This window comes from Pseudomonas sp. NPDC089428, assembly GCF_044749325.1.
In the GTDB taxonomy this organism is placed as follows: domain Bacteria; phylum Pseudomonadota; class Gammaproteobacteria; order Pseudomonadales; family Pseudomonadaceae; genus Aquipseudomonas.
Window position 1 is genome coordinate 238,926 of sequence record NZ_JBIVHT010000006.1, and the last position, 21,439, is coordinate 260,364.

Consider the following 21,439-nt stretch of genomic DNA (forward strand, 5'->3'; position numbering starts at 1 on the left):
TACCTGAGCCAACCTTTTGTCAAAAGTACCGAGTCGGGTCTTGCACACCTGCCGCCTTGAAACCATCAGCGCGCAAGCGGCAACTGTCGCATTTGCCGCACGCCTGGCCTTCATCGTTGGCCTGATAGCAGGAAACCGTCAGGCTGTAGTCCACGCCGCGGGCGATACCCGCCTGCACGATCTGCGCCTTGCTCATGTTCTGCAGCGGCGCCTGGATGCGGAAACCCTGCCCTTCGACGCCAGCCTTGGTGGCCAGGTTGGCCATGCGCTCGAACGCCTCGACGAACTCCGGGCGGCAATCCGGGTAGCCGGAATAGTCCACGGCGTTGACGCCGATGAAGATGTCACGGGCTTCCAGCACTTCCGCCCAACCCAGCGCCAGCGAGAGGAACACGGTGTTGCGGGCCGGCACGTAGGTCACCGGAATGCCCTCGCCCGGAGTCTCCGGCACATCGATGCTGCTGTCGGTCAGGGCCGAGCCGCCAATGCCATCGAGGTTGAGGCCAATGACCTTGTGCTCGACCACGCCCAGGTCGCGGGCGACGCGGGCAGCGGCATTCAGCTCGGCACGATGGCGCTGGCCGTAGTCGAAGCTCATGGTGTAGCAGCTGTAGCCTTCGGCCTTGGCCATGGCTACGACCGTGGCCGAATCGAGGCCGCCAGACAGCAGGATTACCGCGCGTTTCTCAGTCATCTCTTTCACTCCTCAATCAACGTCCGGGTTCGTCGTTCCACAGCAGCTTGTGCAGCTGCAGCTGGAAGCGCACGGGCAGGTTGTCGGCGACGATCCAGTCGGCCAGGTCGGTGGCGCTCACCTGATGATGGCTGGGCGAGAACAGCACCTCGCCAGCGCGTTCGGCCAGGTTGTACTGGATCAGCTTGGACACCGCCCAGTCGTAGTCCTCGCGGGAACAGATGACGAACTTGACCTGGTCGTTGCGGGTCAGCTGCTCGATGTTCTCGTAGCGGTTGCGGTGCGACTCTTCCGACCCTGGGGTCTTGAGGTCGACCACACGGCTGACGCGCACATCGGTGCCTGAAATATCGAGAGCGCCGCTGGTTTCCAGCGAGACCTCGTAGCCGGCATCGCACAGGCGCTGCAGCAGCGGCAAGGCGTTCGGCTGGGCCAAGGGCTCGCCGCCGGTGACGCAGACGTAACGCGGCTTGAAGCCGGCCACCTGCTCAAGGATCGAATCGAGGGTGCGCAGGGTGCCGCCGGTGAAGGCGTAGGCGCTGTCGCAATACTGGCAGCGCAGGGGGCAACCGGTCAGGCGCACGAAAACCGTGGGCAGCCCAGCCGTTCGTGTTTCACCCTGCAAAGAGTAAAAGACTTCGGTGATGCGTAATGTGTCTTGCATGCTCGCCACGGGCGTGACAGCTAAACAGGCTGTCCGCCTCCGTCAGGCACTGTCGCGGACTCGACATGGCGTTATCCGCTACAGCGTGTTTATAAAAAAAGGGCAGTGATTCTAACGAAAAAACCCGCGACAGGCGCGGGTTTCTTGCATAGGTACAACTTAGAGCTTCTGCAGGTCGCGTTGCGCCAGTTGCGCGGCGGAGGTGCCGGGGTACTGGGTGATGACCTGTTGCAGGATGCCCTTGACCTTGTCGGTGTGGCCCATGCGGCGCTCGACGTCAGCCAGTTTGTACAGCGAATCTGGCACCTTGCTGTGCTTGGGGTACTTCTGGCTGACCTGGGCGAATGCCTGGCTGGCGGCTGGCAGGTCGCCCTTGGCCAGGTTCACCTCACCCAACCAGTACTGGGCGTTGCCGGCGTACTGGCTGTTCGGGTACTTGCGCAGGAAGGCGTTGAACGCCTGGCTGGCCTTATCGAAGTCCTTCTGCTTGATCTGGTCGAAAGCGGCGTCGTAATAGAGCTTTTCTTTCGCCGGATCACCAGGCTCGCTGCTGGCGGCCGGTTGTTGTGCAGCAGCGCCAGCGGCGCCTGCTGCTGCACCGGCGGCGGCATTGGATGCACCACCGGTGGAGGAATTGTCGGGGGTCGCGGCAGGCGCGCCACCACTGTTGATGCGACGATCAAGATCCTGGTAACGCTCCAGGTTTTCCTGCTTCATGCGCGACACATCGTTTTGCAGCTCTTCGATGATGCCTTGCTGACGGGAAAGTTGATCCTGCATCTGTTGCAGCTGCATGAACAGCTGGCCCTGTGCCGAGGCAGGGGTCGAAGCCCCTGCGCCGGCATAGGCGCCGCTCGTGCCATAACCGGAAGGTGGGTAAGCACCCCCGTTGTCATCAACTACAGGAACCGCAGCCCACGCCGAAAGCGGAAGGCTGAGTGCGAGGACGGTTACAGCACGACGGCACATACGCATAAGAACTTACTTACGCAGTTCTACGCGACGGTTCTGAGCCCAGGACTGCTCGTCGTTGCCGGTGGCAACTGGACGCTCTTCGCCGTAGGAGACCAGTTCCAGCTGAGCAGGGGAAACGCCCTGCAGAACCAGGTAGCGCTGAACGGCTTTCGCACGACGCTCACCCAGAGCCATGTTGTACTCGCGGGTGCCGCGCTCGTCGGTGTTGCCTTCCAGAACAACACGGTTGCCGTTGGCCTTCAGGTCCTTGGCGTGAACGTCCAGAGCGCGCATGGCTTCTGGCTTCAGGTCCGAGCTGTCGTATTCGAAGTAGAAGGTGGTGATTGCGCGCAGGGCAGCTTCTTCGCTCAGGGAGCCGTCAACAGCGCCAGTGTTGGCACCGTAGCCAGCGTTCGGGTCAACAGCGCCTTCACCAGCGTTGTCACCGCCTTTCGAGGAGCAACCTACAGCTACGGCCATGGCCAGAGCCAGCGCAGCAAATTTACCAAACTTCAGCATTTCCATCGTGAAACTCCTAATGAAACCCCAGTGTGTTAAGCAAAAACGTATTACGCCGCAATCAGTTCAGGTAAGGGGACCAGGACGGTTCTCTGACTTCGCCTTGAGCGGTAGGAAGTGGGAGCCTCACACGGCCGTTAAGCGACACGAGCATCAAGACTCCCCGGCCCTGCTGGCGGGTGGCGTAGATTAGCATGGTGCCGTTAGGCGCAACAGTGGGCGACTCATCAAGACTCGTTTCCGAGAGAATCTTTACACTTCCGCGCTGCAAGTCCTGTGCCGCCACTTTGAAGTTGGTGAAACCTTGCTGGCGATGGATCATCACCAGGGTCTTTTCGTCCGCAGACAGTTTCGGGTTGGCGTTGTAGTTACCCACGAACGTCACACGCTCGGCACCACCACCGCTGACCGACTGCTTGTAGATCTGTGGCTTGCCGCCACGGTCGGAGGTGAAGTACAGGGTGTTGCCATCCTTGCCCCAGAACGGTTCGGTGTTGATGCCCGGGCCAGCGGTAACGCGGCTGATCTGGCGCGAGGCCACGTTCATCACGTAGATGTCCGGGTTGCCGTCCTTGGACAGCACGAACGCCAGGCGCGAACCATCAGGCGACCAGGCAGGTGCGCCGTTCAGGCCCTCGAAGTTGGTCACCTGCTCGCGGCGGCCGGTATCGATGTTCTGCACGAAGATGCGCGGGCGCTTCTGCTCGAACGAAACGTAGGCGATACGCTTGCCATCTGGCGCGAAGCGTGGCGACAGGATCGGCTCACGCGACTGCAGCAGGGTCACCGCACGGGCACCGTCGTAGTCCGAACGCTGCAGGGTGTAGCGGGTGTTGTTGGTGGAGAAGCGCTCGGCCGTCACGTACAGCATGCGGGTCGAGAACGCACCCTTGATGCCAGTGAGCTTTTCGAACGACTGGTCGGCAATGTAGTGCGCCATGTCGCGCAGCTGGTCGGTGCTGCCCGCCACGCTGCCGGTCAGCACTTGCTGCTCGGTGGCGACGTTGAACAGCGCGTACTGCACCTGCAGGCGACCGCCCGACGGCACGATGCTGCCGACCATCACGTACTGGGCACCCAGCGCTTTCCAGTCACGGAAGATGACTTCGCTGGCCTGGGTAGGCTGGCTGATCATGTTCTGGCGCGGAATCGGCGAATAGTAGCCCGAGTTGCGCAGGTCGTTGCCGATGATGTCGGCCATGTCTTCTGGCAGCACGCTGCCACCCTGCAGACCGAACGGCACTACCGCGATGGGCGTGGCCCGATCGCTGCCGCTGGTGACCAGGATGTTCTTTTCCTCTGCCATGGCCATGCCAGCCACGCAGCAGAGCATGACCAGCATTCCTCGAAGGAGTTTAATCACAACGCTAGATCCTCAGGTGTAAATGTCATCTTGAACGAACGATATCGGTTGAAATCGCTCGGCTTCATACCCTGCATCTCGGTCAAACGACCAATGTTCTTCACTGCAGCCACCGCCGAACTGTCGAACGGACCGTCGCCACTGGACTTGATCACGCTGACACCGGTGACGGTGCCATCCGGCAACATGTTGACCTGCAGGGTCACCGTCATGCCTTTACGCGCGGAAGGCGGACGCGCCCAACCCTCGGCCGCGCGCATACGGATCAGGTCGTCGAAGTCGCCGGCCACCTGGTCACCCTGCTCGTCAGCCAAGGCCTGCTGCCGCTCAGTGGTGTCGGACAACAGCTCGGCCAGGGCCTGGGCTTTCTTGTCTTCCGCCGACTTGCGGGCCGCTTCCTGTGCTTTCTTCTTCTGAGCATCTGCAGCGGCCTTTTTCTTGGCCTCTTCAGCTGCCTTCTTCTTCGCTTCCTCGGCCGCCGCTTTCTTCTTGGCGTCCTCGGCTGCTTTTTTCTTCGCGTCCTCGGCGGCCTGCTTCTTGGCCTCCTCGGCTGCCTTTTTCTTGGCTTCTTCCTCGGCCTGCTTCTTCGCCTCTTCCTCGGCCTTCTTCTTGGCGATGTCCGCCTGCTGCTTCTCGGCGGCCTTCTTCGCCTCTTCGGCTTTCTTGGACTCGGCGGCTTTCTTGGCTTCGGCAGCCTTCGCAGCTTCCTCGGCCTTCTTGGCCTCGGCGGCTTCGCGTGCTTCTTCAGCCTTTTGAGCGGCGTCGGCTTTCTTTTGTTCCGCGGCCTTGATGGCCTCCTGCTCGACCTTCTTCTGCTCCAACTGCTCGACTTCGGTCTGGCGCGAGGCGGTTTTCTTCGCTTCCCCGGCAATCTTCTGATTGGTCTGGGTGGTCGCCTGGCTCTTCGACTTGAGCTGATACAGGGTAGCCTGAACGATCGGCTTGGAAGGCGGCAGTTCAGGTGTCATGGCAAAGCTGACGAACAGCAGCGCGAACACCAGCACATGCAGGCCGATGGCCCAGACACTGGGCCAGAAGTAGCTTTCCGAGGCGGATGGCTCTCGCTGTTGCATCAGGGCGCCTCGGTAATCAGGCCAACGTTACCGACACCGGCCTTCTGCAACCCGCCCATGGCGCCCATGACGGCGCCGTAGTCGACAGCCTTGTCGCCACGAATGAAGACCTGGGTCTGCTTGCCCTGGTCGCGACCGGCGGCAATGATTTTGGTCACTGCGCTGGTCATGTCCGGCAAGGTCATGGCCTTGTCCATCTGCTTGTCGGTATCGACTTCGCTGCCGAGGTTCCAGTAGTAGGTCTTGTCGGCCTTTATGGAGATGGTGAGGATCTGGACGTTGTTGTCCTGCGGCAAGGCTTCGCTGGAAACCTTGGGCAGGTCGACCTTCACGCCCTGGTTGAGCATGGGCGCCGTCACCATGAAGATGACCAGCAGCACCAGCATCACGTCGATGTAGGGCACCACGTTCATCTCGGCGACGGGCTTGCGTTTGTGGCGAACTCGGGCCATGGGCTTCTACCTGATTACTCTTCGCTGGTGTGCACTTTACGGTGCAGGATCGCCTGGAACTCGTCGGCGAAGGTGTAGTAACGGCCGATCAGCACTTCGCTACGCGCCGCAAAACGGTTGTAGGCAATGACCGCCGGGATAGCCGCGAACAGGCCGATGGCGGTGGCGACCAGCGCCTCGGCGATACCTGGGGCAACGGTGGCCAGGGTGGCTTGCTGGGCACTGGCCAGGCCGCGGAACGAGTTCATGATGCCCCATACGGTACCGAACAGGCCGATGTACGGACTGGTCGAACCGACGGTGGCGAGGAACGGCAGGCTCTGCTCGAGTTTTTCTTCTTCACGCGAGATGGCCACGCGCATCGCACGCGCCACGCCCTCCATGACCGCGTCCGGGTCTACACCCTGCTGCTGGCGCAGGCGCGAGAACTCCTTGAAGCCGGCACGGAAGACCTGCTCCACACCGGAATCCGGGTCCGGGTTGCTGCCCGCCTGACGATACAGCTTGGACAGGTCGATACCCGACCAGAAGCGCTCCTCGAAGGCATCCAGCGCACGACGACCGGCGCGCAGCATGGTGCTGCGCTGGAAGATCATGATCCATGAGGTGACCGAGGCGGCCACCAGGGTCAGCATTACCAGCTGTACCACCACGCTGGCATTGCTGACCAGACTCCACATGGAGGTATGGTCGACGACGTTAGCTTCCACGCTTATTCTCCTGCGTTCGATTGATTACCCGAGCCGTCCGCCACAAAGGCGTCGCGCAGCTCCGGGGGTATGGCTCGGGGTTTGAAAGTGTCGGCGCGCACGGCGGCCACCAGGAACTGCCCCTCGCAGAGCAGCGTTTCATCCTTTTCCCGCCAGACCTGCTGCACGAAGCGCAAGCTGGCGCGATTGAGTTCAAGTACTTGCGCGGTAACCCTCAGCTGGTCGTCCAGGCGTGCCGGCGCGTGATAGCGGGCCTCGCTGGAGTGAACCACGAACAGCAGGTTGTCCTCGGCCAGTTGCGCCTGGGAAAAACCCAGATGCCGCAGGCGCTCGGTGCGCGCGCGCTCCATGAATTTCAGGTAATTGACGTAATACACCACACCACCGGCATCGGTATCCTCGTAATAGACACGACAACGGTGTGCGAACGGTTCCAGGCCATTTTGCGCGCGCATACTCTAGTGCTTACTCCTCAGCTTGCCAATCCGCAGCGGCAACTGTTTTTCTTCATTAATGTCGAATTGCCAGCGCGCCATCGGCATGCCAGCGGTAGGACCACGAAAAGCCGGTTTTGATCTGTCATTCATCGCCTGGCTCGGAAAATTCACCCGCACCGCCCAGGCTGCCGGGCACATTCAAGCCAAAGTGCAGGTAGGCGTGCCGGGTAACCACGCGACCGCGCGGCGTGCGCATGATGTACCCCTGCTGGATCAGGTAGGGCTCGAGCACATCCTCGATGGTATGGCGCTCTTCGCTGATGGCCGCAGCCAGGTTGTCCACGCCCACCGGCCCCCCGTCGAACTTCTCGATCATGGTCAACAGCAGGCGGCGGTCGGAATGGTCGAAACCGCGTTCATCGACGTCCAGCAGGTTCAGCGCCATGTCGGCCACGGCCTTGGTGATCTGGCCCTTGCCGCGTACCTCGGCATAGTCGCGCACGCGGCGCAGCAGGCGGTTGGCGATTCGTGGCGTGCCGCGGGCACGACGGGCGATCTCGTAGGCGCCGTGGTCCTCGATGGCCAGGCCAAGAATGTTGGCCGAACGACTGACGATGGTCGCCAGGTCCTTGTCGCTGTAGAACTCCAGGCGCTGGACGATACCGAAGCGGTCACGCAACGGGTTGGTGAGCATCCCGGCGCGGGTGGTGGCGCCGACCAGGGTGAACGGCGGCAGGTCGAGCTTGATCGACCGGGCCGCAGGGCCTTCGCCGATCATGATGTCGAGCTGGAAGTCCTCCATCGCCGGATACAGCACCTCCTCGACTACCGGTGACAAGCGGTGAATTTCATCGATGAACAGCACGTCGTGCGGTTCGAGGTTGGTCAGCATCGCCGCCAGGTCGCCCGGCCGCTCGAGGATCGGCCCCGAAGTACTCTTGACCGATACGCCCATTTCCTGGGCGATGATATTGGCCAGGGTGGTCTTGCCCAGCCCGGGCGGGCCGAAGATCAGCGTGTGGTCGAGCGACTCACCGCGCCCTCGTGCCGCCTGGATGAACAGCGCCATCTGCTCGCGCACCACCGGCTGGCCGATGTACTCGTCCAGGCGCAACGGGCGGATCGCACGGTCCTGGACTTCTTCACGGTCGCGGCCATTGGCGGCGATCAGGCGGTCGGCTTCGATCACTTGGTAATCATCCCTTTAAGGCTGCGACGAATGAGCTCTTCGCTGCTCAGGCCGGCCTTGTCCTTGATCGCGGCGATTGCCTTGCTCGCTTCCTGCGGCTTGTAGCCCAAGGACACCAGAGCGCTGACCGCATCGGCTTCGGCGGAAGACTCGCTGGCCACCGGCAGTGGGCCATCGGAGACCAGGGTGAACATGGCCGGGGAGGTTTCCCAGGCCTTGAAGCGGTCCTTCAGCTCGACCAGCAGGCGCTCGGCGGTTTTCTTGCCGACACCGGGCACGCGCACCAGAACCGAGGCGTCCTGGGCTTGCACGCAGCGCACCAGCTCGTCCACTTCCAGGCCGGACATCAGCGCCAGCGCCAGCTTCGGCCCCACGCCATTCAGGCGGATCAGCTCGCGGAACAGCTCGCGCTCGCGCTTCTCGGCAAAGCCGTAGAGCAGGTGGGCATCCTCGCGCACCACCAGATGAGTGTGCACAGTCACCGGCTCGCCGACCTTGGGCAGGCGGTACAGGGTGGTCATCGGCACTTCCAGCTCGTAGCCCACGCCGTTGACGTCGATAATCAGGTGCGGCGGCTGTTTTTCCGCCAGGGTGCCGCGCAAACGTCCAATCACGTTCCGATCCTTCCTCTCGGGGAGCTGGTCGAAGACCGCTCAACCCTATCAGCAAATGTACCGGGTGAACGTTTCACCCGAACAAAATGTGTATCAGCGCATGAAGCGCTTACAGACGCAAGCGGCCACCACGCCGCCGCGCCGTGGACAGGCCGTGCGGCACCAGGCTGGACCGGGTGTGGGCATGGCACAGGGCGATGGCCAGGGCGTCGGAGGCGTCGATCTGCGGCTTCTGGGTCAACTTGAGCAGGTGCATCACCATCAACATCACCTGTTCCTTATTTGCCCCGCCGCTGCCGGCGACAGCCTGCTTGACCTGACTGGCGCTGTATTCAGCGATTTCCAGGCCGGCTTCGGCTGCAGCAACGATGGCTGCGCCGCGAGCCTGGCCGAGCTTGAGCGCGGAGTCGGCATTGCGCGCCATGAACACCCGCTCGATGCCCATGGTCACCGGGCCGTGCTGTGCGATGATATCGCTGACACCGCGAAAAACGATCTGCAACCGCTCGGGCAACTCGCCACTGCCAGTGCGGATGCAGCCCGACGCCACGTACTCGCAACCACGAGCGGTCTGGCGGACCACACCGTAGCCGGTGATGCGCGAGCCGGGGTCGATACCAAGAATCAGAGTCATAGCGCCTGCGTGTTCAAAATGTACCGGCCTATTCGCGGGCAAGCCCGCTCCCACAGGGACCGCACCACATTTGAAACCGGCGCAATACCTGTGGGAGCGGGCTTGCCCGCGAATAGGCCCTGTAAGCCAAGCGCAAAATCTTAGCCGAGTTTTTCCATGATCTCGTCGGAGATCTGTGCATTGGAGTAGACGTTCTGCACATCATCCAGGTCTTCGAGCATGTCGATCAGCTTGAGCACCTTCTCGGCGCCCTCCTGATCCAGTTCGGCGCTGGTGGTCGGCTGCATGACGATTTCCGCGTCAGCGGCCTTGAAGCCAGCTTCTTCCAGTGCGTTACGCACGGCATAGAAGCTGTTGAACGAGGTGAAAACGTCGAACGAACCATCGTCGTTGGCCACCACGTCGTCGGCATCGGCCTCCATCGCGGCTTCCATCAGGGCGTCTTCCTCGATGCCCGGGGCGAAGCTGATCTGCCCCTTGCGCTCGAACAGGTAGGCTACCGAGCCGTCAGTACCGAGGTTGCCACCACACTTGGTGAAGGCATGGCGCACGGCGGCAGCGGTCCGGTTGCGGTTGTCGGTCATGGCCTCGACCATGATCGCCACGCCACCCGGACCATAGCCTTCGTAGCTGAGCTCTTCGACGTTGTCGCTTTCGTTGGTGCCAGCACCACGGGCTACGGCGCGATCGATGATGTCGCGGCTCATGTTGGCGCCCAGGGCCTTGTCCAACGCGAGACGCAGGCGCGGGTTGGAGCCTGGATCGGCGCCCCCTTGCTTGGCTGCGACGGTCAGCTCACGGATCCACTTGGTGAAGATCTTGCCTCTCTTGGCATCCTGGCGCTCTTTGCGGTGCTTGATGTTCGCCCACTTGGAATGACCAGCCATAACGACTCCGAATCCTTGAAACAGAAACAGGTTCCGCCCCGAAGGGCGGAACATGGGAATACTGCGCCGAAGCGCCGGGGCGCACCCGCCGGGATGCGCCCGGGGTCGATTACTCGACCTTGGTCTGCTCGCGCAGACGAATGTGCAGCTCGCGCAGGGCCTTGGCGTCGACCATGCCAGGAGCCTGGGTCATCACGCACGCGGCGCTCTGGGTTTTCGGGAAGGCGATCACTTCACGGATCGACTGGGCGCCGGTCATCAGCATGACCAGACGGTCCAGGCCGAAGGCCAGGCCACCGTGAGGCGGTGCACCGAACTTCAGGGCGTCGAGCAGGAAGCCGAACTTCTCTTCCTGTTCCGCCGCTTCGATGCCCAGCAGGCGGAATACCGCTTGCTGCATCTCCTTGCGGTGAATACGGATCGAACCGCCACCGAGCTCGGTACCGTTCAGGACCATGTCGTAAGCACGGGACAGGGCCGTGGCCGGGTTGGCCTCAAGCTCTTCCGGGGTGCACTTCGGCGCCGTGAACGGGTGGTGCAGCGCGGTGAAGCTGCCGTCTTCGTTTTCTTCGAACATCGGGAAGTCGACGACCCACATCGGCGCCCACTCGCAGGTCAGCAGCTCGAAGTCGTGGCCCAGGCGGATACGCAGCGCGCCCAGGGCTTCGCTGACGACCTTGAACTTGTCGGCACCGAAGAACACGATGTCACCGTCGACAGCGCCTACGCGGTCGAGGATGGTGTTGAGGTTGGCCTCAGGGATGTTCTTGACGATCGGCGACTGCAGGCCTTCGACGCCCTTGGCGCGCTCATTGACCTTGATGTAGGCCAGGCCCTTGGCACCGTAGATGCCGACGAACTTGGTGTACTCGTCGATCTTGCTGCGCGGCATGCTGGCGCCGCCTGGCAGGCGCAGGGCGGTGACGCGGCACTTCGGATCGTTGGCCGGGCCGGCGAAGACCTTGAAGTCGACATCTTTCAGCTGGTCGGCAACGTCGACCAGTTCCAGCGGGATACGCAGGTCAGGCTTGTCGGAACCGTAGCGGCGCATGGCCTCTTCGAAGGTCATGTGCGGGAATTCGCCGAATTCCAGATCCAGCACTTCCTTGAACAGCTTGCGGATCATGCTCTCGGTGAGGCCCATGATCTCGGCTTCGTCGAGGAAGCTGGTCTCGATGTCGATCTGGGTGAATTCCGGCTGGCGGTCTGCACGCAGGTCTTCGTCGCGGAAGCACTTGGCGATCTGGTAGTAGCGGTCGAAACCGGCAACCATTAGCAGCTGCTTGAACAGCTGAGGCGACTGCGGCAAGGCGAAGAAGCTGCCTGCGTGGGTACGGCTCGGCACCAGGTAGTCACGTGCGCCTTCCGGCGTGGCACGGGTAAGGATCGGGGTTTCGACGTCGAGGAAGCCGTTTTCATCGAGGAAGCGACGGATGCTGCTGGTGATGCGCGAACGCAGGCGCAGCTTGTCGGCCATTTCCGGACGACGCAGGTCGATGAAGCGGTAGCGCAGGCGGGTTTCCTCGCCGACGTCGGAGTATTCGTTCAGCGGGAACGGCGGGGTTTCCGCTTCGTTGAGCACGTTCAGCTGGTAGCCGAGGATCTCGATGGCGCCGGACGCCATGTTGGCGTTCACTGCGCCTTCCGGGCGCTTGCGCACCTTGCCGGTGATCTGCACGACGTACTCGCTGCGCACGCGGTCGGCGGCGGCGAAGGTTTCGGCGCGATCCGGGTCGAACACGACCTGGGCCATGCCTTCGCGGTCACGGATGTCGAGGAAGATCACCCCGCCGTGGTCGCGGCGACGATGGACCCAGCCGCAAAGGGTGACTTCCTGGCCGTCCAGGCTCTCGTTCAGTTGGCCGCAATAATGGCTGCGCATCATGATGGTGGTTTCGCTTCTCGTGATTCGTGTGTTCGTTAGAGGCCTTGGCCGCCCGAAGGGCTAATACTGCAAGACCCGGCTACTGCAATTCAACTCAGTCGGCCTTGTCGCCGCCGGCCAGGTTCTTTTTCGCCCCGGTCTTGAAGTCGGTTTCGTACCAGCCGTTGCCACTCAGGCGGAAACCGGGGACCGACAGCAGTTTCTTCAATGCCGGCGCCTGACAGGCCGGGCAGTCGGTCAGCGGCGAGGCGCTGATCTTCTGCAGCACCTCCATCCGGTGATCGCAGGAAGCACATTGATAGTCATAAAGGGGCATGAACGTCTCTCGTCAACCACAACGCTGGCTGCCGGGGCAGCAAAAAGCGGGATTATATATGGTTAACCGACACTGCGCAGCCCGCCGGGCGATCAGCGTGCGCCCGGAGGATCACGCAACCAGGCAACACAGATCACCCGGATCAGCCCGCTGAAGTTGCGCACCCCGCCCTGACGCAGGTGCACTTCGCGATCGACATAGGACAGCACGGCGCTGACCGAACACTGGTTCGCTGCGGCAATCTGCTCGAGGATACCCCAATACACCGCCTCAAGGCGCAGGCAAGTGGAAAAACCATTCAACCGCACCGAACGCGATACGGGCTGAGTCTGCAACATGTCGAAATCGGCCTTGAACGGGTCTATGCACTGCTTGCCAGGCCAGTGCCCCACTCTCACTGCACGCTTGATTGCTTGCATCGCGCCACTTCCTCAGTTCAATCAACTGGGGCTCAATGAAGCGCTGAGCGAGGCGCCCAAAGCAGCGGCAAAGCCTTCCTGCACAAACGAAAGGGCCCGGCTGGAACGGATTCAGCCGGGCCTTCGGACAAGTCCTACGCGATTAGCCGATCAATTACCGTCGAGCAGCACTCGCAGCATCCAGGCTGTCTTTTCATGCACCTGCATGCGCTGGGTCAGCAGATCAGCGGTCGGTTCATCGCTGACCTTTTCCACCACTGGGAAGATGCTGCGGGCTGTGCGCACCACGGCTTCTTGCCCCTGCACCAACTGGCGGATCATCTCGTCTGCGTGTGGAACGCCCTCCTCCTCCTTGATCGAGGAATGTCGCGCATAGAAGGCATACGAGCCCGGCGCCGGAAAGCCCAGCGCGCGTATTCGCTCGGCGATCGAGTCGACCGCCAGCGCCAGTTCGTTGTACTGCTCCTCGAACATCAGGTGCAGGGTGCGAAACGACGGACCAGTGACGTTCCAGTGGAAGTTGTGGGTTTTCAGATACAGCACGTAGGTATCCGACAACAGGCGGGATAGCCCTTCGACGATGGACTTGCGATCTTCTTCATTGATACCGATATCGATTGCCATGAAGTTCCCCTTTCCATATGGCTTGATGATCAAGCGGGCCCGACACACTGTATCAGTACATGGCGCAACGCGCCCCTGACACAGGGCAAGCCATCGGCGCGTGCTGCCCGCGGTTTGAGAAGCCCCCGCCTTTGCTGTTAAATAGGCACGGTGCCACCCGTGCGGATTGTCATTGCCGGGTGCATAGGCTGGCCTCCACGTGTTCGCGCTCTACACCTCATGCGCACCGTGCCGCCAGCTCTTCCTGTGATCGGCCTTATCAACTGTGAGCCAACCCATGTTCAAGATCGTCCATCTGGTGACGGGCGTTGCGGCTTTGCTGCTATCGCTCCTGCCCAGTCTCAAACCCGATGCTACACCCTTCCTGCAGCAACCCGACGCGGTCTATCTGGCCCTGCTCGGCCTGCTTAACCTGCTGCTGGCCCCAGTCGTGCCACTGTATTACCGCGGTACGCGGCAACAGCTGCAATACCTGGCCTGCGCCCTGCTGGTAGTGGCGGTGGTCCTGCAGACCCTGACCCTGCTGGCACGCCCGGAAATGGGCAACCTGGCGGCACTGGTCTGCGCCGCGCTGGCCGTCGCCCTGCACCTGGTGGCCGGCTTCGCCCGCAGCGTCAAGAAGGCTCGCGCCAGCCAAGGTGCGCCACTGGAAGCCGGCAAGCGTGATACCGGCACCGTGAAGTGGTTCAACACCTCCAAGGGCTTCGGTTTCATTTCCCGCGATTCGGGCGACGACATCTTCGTCCACTTCCGCGCCATCCGCGGCGAGGGCCACCGCATTCTGGTCGAAGGCCAGCGCGTGGAGTTCTCGGTGATGCACCGCGACAAAGGCCTGCAGGCCGAAGACGTGGTCGCGGTGAACCGCCGTTGACCCTGCGCCGCCCTGGGGCAACCCCAGGGCGGCCACTTGTCAGTAATGAGGCGGCGGCGCCTCTTCCCCTTCACTGCCGTACTGCCCGACCATTTCTTCATAACGCTTGATCAGCTCGGCCATCTGCAGCTGCAGGCGCTCGATGACCCGACCCTGCTCGACCACCACATCATTCAGCGACTGGATCGTATCGTCCTGGAACGCCTGACGGGTTTCCAGCTCGATGATGCGCGACTCCGGCGACATGTCAGGCCTCCTGGTAATCGTGAGTCAGCAGTTCACGCATACGCTGACGAATGGCATCCACCTGCCCCGCTGCGTAGCCGACAGCCGGCACCTTGCCCCAGACAGGCGCTGGCCATGCAGGATCACCCTGGTGGCGAACGATCACATGCATGTGCATCTGACTGACCACGTTACCCAGCGTGGCAACGTTCATCTTGTCAGCCGCGAACTCGCGCTTGAGCGCTTCGGCCAGATAGGTGGTTTCTTTCCACAGCTGCGCCTGGTCTTCCTGGCTCAGGTCGAACAACTCGCTAACGCCTGCGCGCTTGGGCACCAGGATGAACCACGGGTAATTGGCGTCCTTGCTGAGCAGCAGACGGCACAGCGGAAAGTCACCCAGCACCAGGGAATCCTGTTGCAAACGCGAATCCATATCAAACACGATCAATCTCCAACAATAACCATATGCACCAAGGATACCCTGCTTCGCCCGCTCCAGCATGCGCCAGCCGTTCCACTGCACGCTTTAAGCTCATGATTCCTTTCGCCTTGCACAACGGCGGTAACACAGCGCTACTTTTCGCACCAAAATGAGGCCACAAAAGTAAGCAGCACTACGCTTCTACCCACATCAATGACTCAGGATCAACAGTTGTCGGTAACACATTGACTTTTATGGCAGCTTTTTCTTTTAAGCTGCGCATTGAAGCTGGCACACCATCAGACAAGTCCCGCCCCGTATTTTCGGCACTTTCCGACCTCTGGCAGCAGGCTTTGTGAAAATTTCATAAACCGTTGTTAATTTTGAGCACGCTTGTTGCATTCCCTTCACGCCAAGTCGGCACGACACCTGCATTAACCGGGTGACGCGACAAATAACAACAGCGACATTGGATACACCAGGGAGTTTCCGCAGGCGGAATCTGTAGTTACAGAACCGTTACGGCAATGGAACAGCGCTGGTGTTGTACGAACCGGTTAACCGGAACGTGATTTGCGACATGGAAATACCTGAAAGCGACATGGCAATAAAGTTCCCGTAAGGATGATTTTTGCCATATCGCCAAGAACAGTCAGCGTGCTATACATTTCCGCCGACATAACAAGAAAGAGCTGCCCCATATAACTAAAAGACTTGGGCGCAGCGGTACTCTTCCTAAAAACCAAAGGAGCAAATCACGATGCGCGTGATGAAGTGGAGCATGATCGCCCTGGCCGTTGCGGCAGGGACCTCGCAGATGGCAGTGGCCTCGTCCCAGGACGAATCCAAGGGTTTCCTCGAAGACAGCAAGCTGAACGTCAAGACTCGCATGCTGTACTTCAGCCGCGACTTCCGTAACAACGAGCCAGGCACCCAGAGCCGCGTTGAAGAAACCGGCCTCGGCTTCCTCGGCACTTACGAGTCGGGCTTCACCCAAGGCGTAGTCGGCGTGGGCGTCGATGCCATCGGCATGCTCGGCCTGAAACTGGACAGCGGTAAAGGCCGCCACAGCACCGGCCAGTTCCCGACTGACGCCGACGGCCGTGCGCAGGACGAGTTCTCCGAAGGCGGCGGCGCGGTCAAACTGCGCATCTCCGATACCGTGCTGAAAGTCGGCGACCAGTTCACTGCCCTGCCAGTGCTTGCGACCGATGACAGCCGCCTGCTGCCAGAAGTAGCTCAAGGCGCGCTGATCACCAGCAACGAAATCAAGGGTCTGACCCTCAACGCCGGTCACTTCACCGCGCTGAATGCCCAGTCCCAGACCTTCCATGACAGCCTGCACCTGAAGCAGGCCGACGTCATCGGCGGCACCTACGCCTTCACCAACAACCTGTCCACCAGCCTGTACTACTCCAAAGTCGAAGACTACTGGCGCAAGTACTACGCCAACCTGAACTGGGCGCTGCCGCTCTCGGACAAACAAGGTCTGGTGTTCGACTTCAACATCTATGATACCAAGAGCGATGGCCAAGGCCTGCAGCGCGCCGAGAAAGATGGCGTGACCAAGCTCGACAACCAGGCCTACAGCCTGTCGGGCGCCTACAACATCGGCGCACACACCTTCACCCTGGCCTACCAGAAAGTCCACGGTGACGGCGACTACGGTTATGGCGTGGACGGTGGCGGTACCATCTTCCTGGCCAACTCCGTGGCCCGCTCCGACTTCAACGCCGAAGACGAGAAATCCTGGCAGGCTCGCTACGACCTGAACTTCGCCGAGTTCGGTGTACCTGGCCTGACCTTCATGACCCGTTACGTGCGTGGTAGCGATGCCAACACCGCTTCCACCAGCAATGGCAAGGAATGGGAACGCGACGTGGACATCAAGTACGTGCTGCAGCAAGGCCCGGCCAAGGACCTGAGCTTCCGCGTTCGCCAGGCCACCTACCGCTCCAGCGATGGCGTCTACTACGGTTCGAGCTCGATCGACGAACTGCGCCTGATCGTCGAGTACCCGCTGAGCATTCTGTAAGCCTGGCTTGCAGTGCCCCGCACCTGAAAAAGCCCGGCACACTTGCCGGGCTTTTTCTTGGCTGACAACGGCCACGCCCTGGGGCATTCTGTACGCCTTCGTTTCGCCCCCGTACAATGCGGGGCTATTTCAACGTCTTAGGCAATCGACACGGCTAACCATGCGCACCAGTCAATATTTGCTCGCCACCCAGAAAGAAACCCCTGCCGACGCAGTGGTCATCAGCCATCAGCTCATGCTGCGTGCCGGCATGATCCGCAAACTGGCTTCCGGCCTGTACACCTGGCTGCCGATGGGCCTGCGGGTAATGCGCAAGGTCGAGAACGTTGTGCGCGAGGAAATGAACGCCGCCGGCGCCCTGGAAGTGCTGATGCCAAGCATCCAGCCTGCCGAGCTGTGGCAGGAATCCGGCCGCTGGGAACAGTACGGTCCTGAGCTGCTGCGCCTGAAAGACCGCCACCAGCGTGACTTCTGCGTCGGCCCGACCCACGAAGAAGTCATCACCGACCTGGCCCGCAACGAGCTGTCCAGCTATAAACAGCTGCCGCTCAACATGTACCAGATCCAGACCAAATTCCGTGACGAGATTCGCCCACGCTTCGGCCTGATGCGCGGCCGCGAATTCATCATGAAAGACGCCTACTCCTTCCATGCCGACCAGGCTTCCCTGCAGGAAACCTACGACCGCATGCACCAGGCGTACACCAACATTTTCACTCGCCTGGGCCTGGACTTCCGCCCAGTGCAGGCTGATACCGGCTCCATCGGTGGCAGCTACTCCCACGAATTCCACGTCCTGGCCGAGTCGGGCGAGGACGACGTGATCTTCAGCGACAGCTCCGACTACGCCGCCAATATCGAGAAGGCCGAAGCCATCCCGCGTGAAACGGTACGCCCTGCGCCTACCGAGCAACTGCGCCTGGTCGACACCCCGGATGCCAAGACCATCGCCCAACTGGTGGAAAACCACGGCCTGGCGATCGAGAAGACCGTCAAGACTCTGATCGTGCGCGGCGCCGAAGAGGGCAAGCTGGTCGCCCTGATCGTCCGTGGCGACCACGAACTCAACGAAATCAAGGCCGCCAAGCTGGAACAGGTCGCCGATCCGCTGGTCATGGCCACCGACGCCGAGCTGCGCGAAGCCATTGGTGCCGGTGCCGGTTCGCTCGGCCCGCTGAACCTGCCACTGGAAATCGTGATCGATCGCTCGGTTGCCCTGATGAGCGACTTCGGCATCGGTGCCAACATCGACGACAAGCACTACTTCGGCGTGAACTGGGAGCGTGACCTGCCGGTTCCACAGGTTGCCGACCTGCGCAATGTCGTCGAAGGCGACCCAAGCCCGGACGGCCAGGGCACCCTGGTGATCAAGCGTGGCATCGAAGTCGGCCATATCTTCCAGCTCGGCACCAAGTACAGCGAGGCACTCAAGTGCCAGGTCCTGGGTGAGAACGGCAAGCCGGTCACCCTGTCCATGGGCTGCTACGGCATTGGTGTGTCCCGCGTGGTCGCCGCCGCCATCGAGCAGAGCTACGACGACAAAGGCATCATCTGGAACGACGCCCTGGCACCGTTCCAGATTGCCCTGGTACCACTGCGTTACGAAACTGACGTGGTGCGCGAGGCAACCGACAAGCTCTACGCCGAGCTGACCGCTGCCGGCTACGAGGTCCTGCTGGACGACCGCGACAAGAAGACCAGCCCCGGCATCAAGTTCGCCGACATGGAGCTGATCGGCATTCCACACCGCATCGTCGTCAGCGACCGCGGCCTGGCCGACGGCAATCTGGAGTACAAGCACCGCACCGAGCAGGAGGCCCAACAGCTGCCGCTCAATGAAGTGCTGTCCTTCCTGCAGGCCCGCGTTCGCCGCTGATAATCAATGCACGAGTAATCATGTCCAAGCGAAGTACCTTTACCCTGGGGGGCGCCGCACTATGCGGCGCCCTGCTCGCCAGCGGTTGCGCCAACCAGATGTCCCAGCGCAGCGATCATGAGGAGCGCGTCGAGCGCAAGCTGCTCGAACACACCCTGCAGATCGATGTCGGCGAGCCGAAGGTGATGGAGCTTCCGCAACGGCGTGTGCGCATCCATGAGCAGAAGCGTTTCGAGGTCACCGAATACGAGGTCACCCGCCGCTATGACCGCTACACCCCTTACCAGCCGTGGCGGGAGATCTACGAGATCCCGCTGGGCGCGGTAGCCGTGGTGGCCGGGATTGGCGCCAACGTGGTCAACGTGTTCGCCCTCGGCAACCTGCCGCAGAGCATGACCCACGACTGGCTCAGCTATGGCGTGGATGGCCTCAACCCATTCATGAACACGCCGTCCAATGGCCGCGCCCAGCAGAACCTGGCGGGCATCAGCGAAGTGCAGAAGGACAAGCGCGAAGAGTTCACCAGCGTGCCCTGGAGCGAGCGACTGGTCGAAGTCAAGGCTGGCAAGATGACCCACGAGCTGACCACCGACAGGAACGGCGTGCTGCGCCTGAACCTGCTGGACAGCCCGTTCTCGGAACAGCACCTGAACCACGTCGGTACCCTGCACATGCAGGTTGTCGACGAGGACAACGGCGTGCGTGGCGATGCCAGCCTGCTGGTCAGCGCCACCTTGCGCAACAAGCTGCGTGAGGCCCATGAGCTGATCTTCGATGACCTCGAAGATGACGACGTCGGCCAGTGGGTGCACAGGGTCAAGCGCCTGTCCGAGCTGGGCCTTGAGGAGGAAGCCAGCGAGATGGAGCAGAGCCTGATCGAGCTGACCCGCAACGATCCGGAGCTGCAACAGGAATTCCTGTCAGCACTGACCAAGGCCACTGGCCGGTTGGTCGCTGACCCTGGCGTGCAGTAGATATAAAGAAGGGGCCGTCATGCGGCCCCTTTTCAATTGCCGGGAAACAGCTCCAACTGCTCGTGCGCCCCGCGCAGATCCCGCAGCCTCACCCCCACCCCCAGCAAGCGCACCGGCTTGCCACCCCGGGCAAACGCCTGGCGCAGCAACTGACGGTAGCTTTCCAGGTCCCTGCCCGCCCCCGCCTGTTCCATGGTCGTCTGGCTGAAGTCATGGAACTTGACCTTGACGAATGGTTTGTCCGGGCGGTAACTGCTGTCCATCCGGGCAATTCGCTCATTGAGGCTTTCGAGCAGTTCAGGCAAACGTTCAAGGCAACTGGCCAGGTCTGGCAGGTCGTTGTCATAGGTGTTTTCAACGCTCACCGACTGCCTGCGGCTATCGTTGTGAACCGCACGCTCATCAATCCCCCGTGCCAAGCCCCAGAGCCGCTCGCCAAAACTGCCGAATTCGCGCGCCAACGCCAGCCGCGACCACTCCCGCAAGTCGAGACAGGTATCGATGCCCAGGCGGTTCAACTTGTCCGCAGTCACCTTGCCCACACCATGCAGCTTGGCCACCGGCAAGGCCGCAACGAAGGCCTCGACCTGCTCCGGGGTAATCACGAATATGCCGTTTGGCTTACGCCAGTCGCTGGCGATCTTGGCCAGAAACTTGTTCGGCGCAACCCCCGCAGAGACCGTGATATGCAGCGTGCGTGCAACCCGCCGGCGAATGTCCTCGGCGATGCGAGTGGCGCTACCGGCATACCACTGGCTTTCACTGACATCCAGATACGCTTCATCCAGTGACAACGGCTCGATCAACTCGGTGTAGTCACGAAAAATCGCATGAATTTCCCGTGATGCTTCCCGATAGGCTTCGAAGCGAGGCTTGACGATCTCAAGGTCAGGGCAAAGCTTGAGGGCATGCCGGGACGACATGGCTGAACGCACGCCATAGGCTCGCGCCTCATAATTGCAGGTGGCAATCACCCCGCGACGATCCGGGGAACCGCCCACCGCCATGGGGCGACCGGCCAGACGCGGGTCGTCACGCATCTCGATCGCGGCGTAAAAGCAATCGCAGTCGATGTGGATGATCTTGCGCAAGGACATTGATGACGGCCACCACTGTAAATTCATACAGATAGTAGCGCATGCTGCTGACGCTGAGACAGCCTGCTTCGATAATCGGCCTGTAAGCCCCGTCGCGCCTGAGCCGCAGCCAGGCATAGACGCTAAGGGATTGAACGAAAAAGGGTTTTTCACGATATAGCTTGACATGGGTAGGAAAACCCGTAGAATTCGATCTCACAGGCGCGGGATGGAGCAGCCTGGTAGCTCGTCGGGCTCATAACCCGAAGGTCGTCGGTTCAAATCCGGCTCCCGCAACCAGATTCGAGAAAAGGCCACTGTTAACGCAGTGGCATTTTTCTTTTGTCTCGATTTTAACCGGCAAAAGAAAAATCAAGAAAAATCAACAAGTAGCGCTTGACACTCACAGCTTACGCTGTAGAATTCGATCCCACAGGCGCGGGATGGAGCAGCCTGGTAGCTCGTCGGGCTCATAACCCGAAGGTCGTCGGTTCAAATCCGGCTCCCGCAACCAGATTCGAGAAAAG

24 protein-coding genes and 2 tRNA genes are annotated in these 21,439 nt (G+C 61.3%); 6 read left to right on the top strand and 20 right to left on the bottom strand.

What is annotated here, in order from left to right:
- Window positions 1-19: 19 nt before the first annotated feature.
- The 17 genes from queC to ACIPZ5_RS14390 all read right to left on the bottom strand — a co-directional run bounded on the left by queC (window position 20) and on the right by ACIPZ5_RS14390 (window position 13,434).
- Window positions 20-694 carry a 7-cyano-7-deazaguanine synthase QueC gene (gene queC, locus ACIPZ5_RS14310; protein ID WP_343598631.1) on the bottom strand — a complete coding sequence of 225 codons (675 nt, stop codon included), beginning with the start codon at window positions 692-694 and terminating at the stop codon, window positions 20-22.
- A gap of 16 nt (window positions 695-710) precedes the next feature.
- Window positions 711-1,358 (bottom strand): 7-carboxy-7-deazaguanine synthase QueE, encoded by a 648-nt coding sequence (queE, locus tag ACIPZ5_RS14315; RefSeq protein ID WP_261943010.1) that lies wholly within the window; start codon window positions 1,356-1,358, stop codon window positions 711-713.
- Between the two features lie 159 nt (window positions 1,359-1,517).
- Complete coding sequence (ybgF, locus tag ACIPZ5_RS14320; protein WP_110637196.1) at window positions 1,518-2,333, bottom strand: tol-pal system protein YbgF; 816 nt, start codon at window positions 2,331-2,333, stop codon at window positions 1,518-1,520.
- Window positions 2,334-2,339: 6 nt separating this feature from the next.
- Window positions 2,340-2,837, bottom strand: a complete 498-nt coding sequence (gene pal, locus ACIPZ5_RS14325; protein ID WP_023381906.1) for a peptidoglycan-associated lipoprotein Pal — start codon at window positions 2,835-2,837, stop codon at window positions 2,340-2,342.
- A 55-nt stretch (window positions 2,838-2,892) separates the two neighbouring features.
- Window positions 2,893-4,173 carry a Tol-Pal system beta propeller repeat protein TolB gene (gene tolB, locus ACIPZ5_RS14330; protein ID WP_152955760.1) on the bottom strand — a complete coding sequence of 427 codons (1,281 nt, stop codon included), beginning with the start codon at window positions 4,171-4,173 and terminating at the stop codon, window positions 2,893-2,895.
- Window positions 4,174-4,190: 17 nt separating this feature from the next.
- Window positions 4,191-5,267, bottom strand: coding sequence for a cell envelope integrity protein TolA (gene tolA / locus ACIPZ5_RS14335; RefSeq protein ID WP_085675676.1), 1,077 nt, complete (start codon window positions 5,265-5,267; stop codon window positions 4,191-4,193).
- Complete coding sequence (gene tolR / locus ACIPZ5_RS14340; protein ID WP_008090221.1) at window positions 5,267-5,719, bottom strand: protein TolR; 453 nt, start codon at window positions 5,717-5,719, stop codon at window positions 5,267-5,269. Before tolR ends, tolA begins: the two co-directional genes overlap by 1 nt.
- Window positions 5,720-5,733: 14 nt before the next feature.
- Window positions 5,734-6,429 (bottom strand): protein TolQ, encoded by a 696-nt coding sequence (gene tolQ, locus ACIPZ5_RS14345; protein ID WP_054883398.1) that lies wholly within the window; start codon window positions 6,427-6,429, stop codon window positions 5,734-5,736.
- Between the two features lie 2 nt (window positions 6,430-6,431).
- Complete coding sequence (ybgC, locus tag ACIPZ5_RS14350; RefSeq protein WP_343598629.1) at window positions 6,432-6,884, bottom strand: tol-pal system-associated acyl-CoA thioesterase; 453 nt, start codon at window positions 6,882-6,884, stop codon at window positions 6,432-6,434.
- Between the two features lie 124 nt (window positions 6,885-7,008).
- Window positions 7,009-8,055: a Holliday junction branch migration DNA helicase RuvB gene (gene ruvB, locus ACIPZ5_RS14355; RefSeq protein ID WP_085675673.1), complete on the bottom strand. Its 1,047-nt coding sequence runs from the start codon at window positions 8,053-8,055 to the stop codon at window positions 7,009-7,011.
- Window positions 8,052-8,669: a Holliday junction branch migration protein RuvA gene (ruvA, locus tag ACIPZ5_RS14360; protein WP_027919956.1), complete on the bottom strand. Its 618-nt coding sequence runs from the start codon at window positions 8,667-8,669 to the stop codon at window positions 8,052-8,054. Before ruvA ends, ruvB begins: the two co-directional genes overlap by 4 nt.
- 109 nt (window positions 8,670-8,778) lie before the next feature.
- Window positions 8,779-9,303: a crossover junction endodeoxyribonuclease RuvC gene (ruvC, locus tag ACIPZ5_RS14365; RefSeq protein WP_343598628.1), complete on the bottom strand. Its 525-nt coding sequence runs from the start codon at window positions 9,301-9,303 to the stop codon at window positions 8,779-8,781.
- 140 nt (window positions 9,304-9,443) lie between these two features.
- Window positions 9,444-10,190: a YebC/PmpR family DNA-binding transcriptional regulator gene (locus ACIPZ5_RS14370; RefSeq protein ID WP_261943007.1), complete on the bottom strand. Its 747-nt coding sequence runs from the start codon at window positions 10,188-10,190 to the stop codon at window positions 9,444-9,446.
- A gap of 109 nt (window positions 10,191-10,299) precedes the next feature.
- A complete protein-coding gene (aspS, locus tag ACIPZ5_RS14375; RefSeq protein ID WP_343598627.1) occupies window positions 10,300-12,075 on the bottom strand; it encodes an aspartate--tRNA ligase in 1,776 nt (591 codons plus the stop codon).
- Between the two features lie 94 nt (window positions 12,076-12,169).
- Entirely contained in the window at window positions 12,170-12,391 is a 222-nt protein-coding gene (locus ACIPZ5_RS14380; RefSeq protein WP_060478852.1) for an FmdB family zinc ribbon protein, read from the bottom strand.
- A 92-nt stretch (window positions 12,392-12,483) separates the two neighbouring features.
- Entirely contained in the window at window positions 12,484-12,810 is a 327-nt protein-coding gene (locus ACIPZ5_RS14385) for a ribbon-helix-helix domain-containing protein (RefSeq protein WP_313712051.1), read from the bottom strand.
- Window positions 12,811-12,960: 150 nt separating this feature from the next.
- Window positions 12,961-13,434, bottom strand: a complete 474-nt coding sequence (locus tag ACIPZ5_RS14390; protein WP_261943004.1) for a Dps family protein — start codon at window positions 13,432-13,434, stop codon at window positions 12,961-12,963.
- Between the two features lie 277 nt (window positions 13,435-13,711).
- Between ACIPZ5_RS14390 and ACIPZ5_RS14395 the strand changes: the two genes are divergently transcribed.
- Window positions 13,712-14,305, top strand: coding sequence for a cold-shock protein (locus ACIPZ5_RS14395; RefSeq protein ID WP_343598626.1), 594 nt, complete (start codon window positions 13,712-13,714; stop codon window positions 14,303-14,305).
- 39 nt (window positions 14,306-14,344) lie between these two features.
- Here the strand turns inward: ACIPZ5_RS14395 and ACIPZ5_RS14400 are convergent, their stop codons facing one another.
- Complete coding sequence (locus ACIPZ5_RS14400; RefSeq protein WP_261943003.1) at window positions 14,345-14,551, bottom strand: SlyX family protein; 207 nt, start codon at window positions 14,549-14,551, stop codon at window positions 14,345-14,347.
- A 1-nt stretch (window position 14,552) separates the two neighbouring features.
- Window positions 14,553-14,972 carry an HIT family protein gene (locus ACIPZ5_RS14405; RefSeq protein WP_400809292.1) on the bottom strand — a complete coding sequence of 140 codons (420 nt, stop codon included), beginning with the start codon at window positions 14,970-14,972 and terminating at the stop codon, window positions 14,553-14,555.
- Window positions 14,973-15,711: 739 nt separating this feature from the next.
- Between ACIPZ5_RS14405 and ACIPZ5_RS14410 the strand changes: the two genes are divergently transcribed.
- From ACIPZ5_RS14410 to ACIPZ5_RS14420, 3 genes are all read left to right on the top strand, one after another.
- Entirely contained in the window at window positions 15,712-16,986 is a 1,275-nt protein-coding gene (locus ACIPZ5_RS14410) for an OprD family porin (protein WP_400809295.1), read from the top strand.
- 160 nt (window positions 16,987-17,146) lie between these two features.
- Window positions 17,147-18,862, top strand: coding sequence for a proline--tRNA ligase (locus tag ACIPZ5_RS14415; protein ID WP_261943000.1), 1,716 nt, complete (start codon window positions 17,147-17,149; stop codon window positions 18,860-18,862).
- Window positions 18,863-18,882: 20 nt separating this feature from the next.
- Window positions 18,883-19,836: a hypothetical protein gene (locus tag ACIPZ5_RS14420; protein ID WP_261942999.1), complete on the top strand. Its 954-nt coding sequence runs from the start codon at window positions 18,883-18,885 to the stop codon at window positions 19,834-19,836.
- 32 nt (window positions 19,837-19,868) lie between these two features.
- Here the strand turns inward: ACIPZ5_RS14420 and dinB are convergent, their stop codons facing one another.
- Complete coding sequence (gene dinB, locus ACIPZ5_RS14425; RefSeq protein WP_165837361.1) at window positions 19,869-20,927, bottom strand: DNA polymerase IV; 1,059 nt, start codon at window positions 20,925-20,927, stop codon at window positions 19,869-19,871.
- A 208-nt stretch (window positions 20,928-21,135) separates the two neighbouring features.
- Here dinB and ACIPZ5_RS14430 point away from each other — a divergent pair.
- Window positions 21,136-21,212 (top strand) — tRNA-Met (locus ACIPZ5_RS14430).
- 137 nt (window positions 21,213-21,349) lie between these two features.
- Window positions 21,350-21,426 (top strand) — tRNA-Met (locus ACIPZ5_RS14435).
- Window positions 21,427-21,439 lie beyond the last annotated feature (13 nt).

Bases quoted from the DNA above. Each gene is read 5' to 3' on its own strand.
- queC (WP_343598631.1), bottom strand. From the start codon at position 694: ATGACTGAGAAACGCGCGGTAATCCTGCTGTCTGGCGGCCTCGATTCG.
- queE (WP_261943010.1), bottom strand. From the start codon at position 1,358: ATGCAAGACACATTACGCATCACCGAAGTCTTTTACTCTTTGCAGGGT.
- ybgF (WP_110637196.1), bottom strand. From the start codon at position 2,333: ATGCGTATGTGCCGTCGTGCTGTAACCGTCCTCGCACTCAGCCTTCCG.
- pal (WP_023381906.1), bottom strand. From the start codon at position 2,837: ATGGAAATGCTGAAGTTTGGTAAATTTGCTGCGCTGGCTCTGGCCATG.
- tolB (WP_152955760.1), bottom strand. From the start codon at position 4,173: ATGCTGGTCATGCTCTGCTGCGTGGCTGGCATGGCCATGGCAGAGGAA.
- tolA (WP_085675676.1), bottom strand. From the start codon at position 5,267: ATGCAACAGCGAGAGCCATCCGCCTCGGAAAGCTACTTCTGGCCCAGT.
- tolR (WP_008090221.1), bottom strand. From the start codon at position 5,719: ATGGCCCGAGTTCGCCACAAACGCAAGCCCGTCGCCGAGATGAACGTG.
- ybgC (WP_343598629.1), bottom strand. From the start codon at position 6,884: ATGCGCGCGCAAAATGGCCTGGAACCGTTCGCACACCGTTGTCGTGTC.
- ruvC (WP_343598628.1), bottom strand. From the start codon at position 9,303: ATGACTCTGATTCTTGGTATCGACCCCGGCTCGCGCATCACCGGCTAC.
- ACIPZ5_RS14370 (WP_261943007.1), bottom strand. From the start codon at position 10,190: ATGGCTGGTCATTCCAAGTGGGCGAACATCAAGCACCGCAAAGAGCGC.
- aspS (WP_343598627.1), bottom strand. From the start codon at position 12,075: ATGATGCGCAGCCATTATTGCGGCCAACTGAACGAGAGCCTGGACGGC.
- ACIPZ5_RS14380 (WP_060478852.1), bottom strand. From the start codon at position 12,391: ATGCCCCTTTATGACTATCAATGTGCTTCCTGCGATCACCGGATGGAG.
- ACIPZ5_RS14385 (WP_313712051.1), bottom strand. From the start codon at position 12,810: ATGCAAGCAATCAAGCGTGCAGTGAGAGTGGGGCACTGGCCTGGCAAG.
- ACIPZ5_RS14390 (WP_261943004.1), bottom strand. From the start codon at position 13,434: ATGGCAATCGATATCGGTATCAATGAAGAAGATCGCAAGTCCATCGTC.
- ACIPZ5_RS14395 (WP_343598626.1), top strand. From the start codon at position 13,712: ATGTTCAAGATCGTCCATCTGGTGACGGGCGTTGCGGCTTTGCTGCTA.
- ACIPZ5_RS14400 (WP_261943003.1), bottom strand. From the start codon at position 14,551: ATGTCGCCGGAGTCGCGCATCATCGAGCTGGAAACCCGTCAGGCGTTC.
- ACIPZ5_RS14410 (WP_400809295.1), top strand. From the start codon at position 15,712: ATGCGCGTGATGAAGTGGAGCATGATCGCCCTGGCCGTTGCGGCAGGG.
- ACIPZ5_RS14415 (WP_261943000.1), top strand. From the start codon at position 17,147: ATGCGCACCAGTCAATATTTGCTCGCCACCCAGAAAGAAACCCCTGCC.
- ACIPZ5_RS14420 (WP_261942999.1), top strand. From the start codon at position 18,883: ATGTCCAAGCGAAGTACCTTTACCCTGGGGGGCGCCGCACTATGCGGC.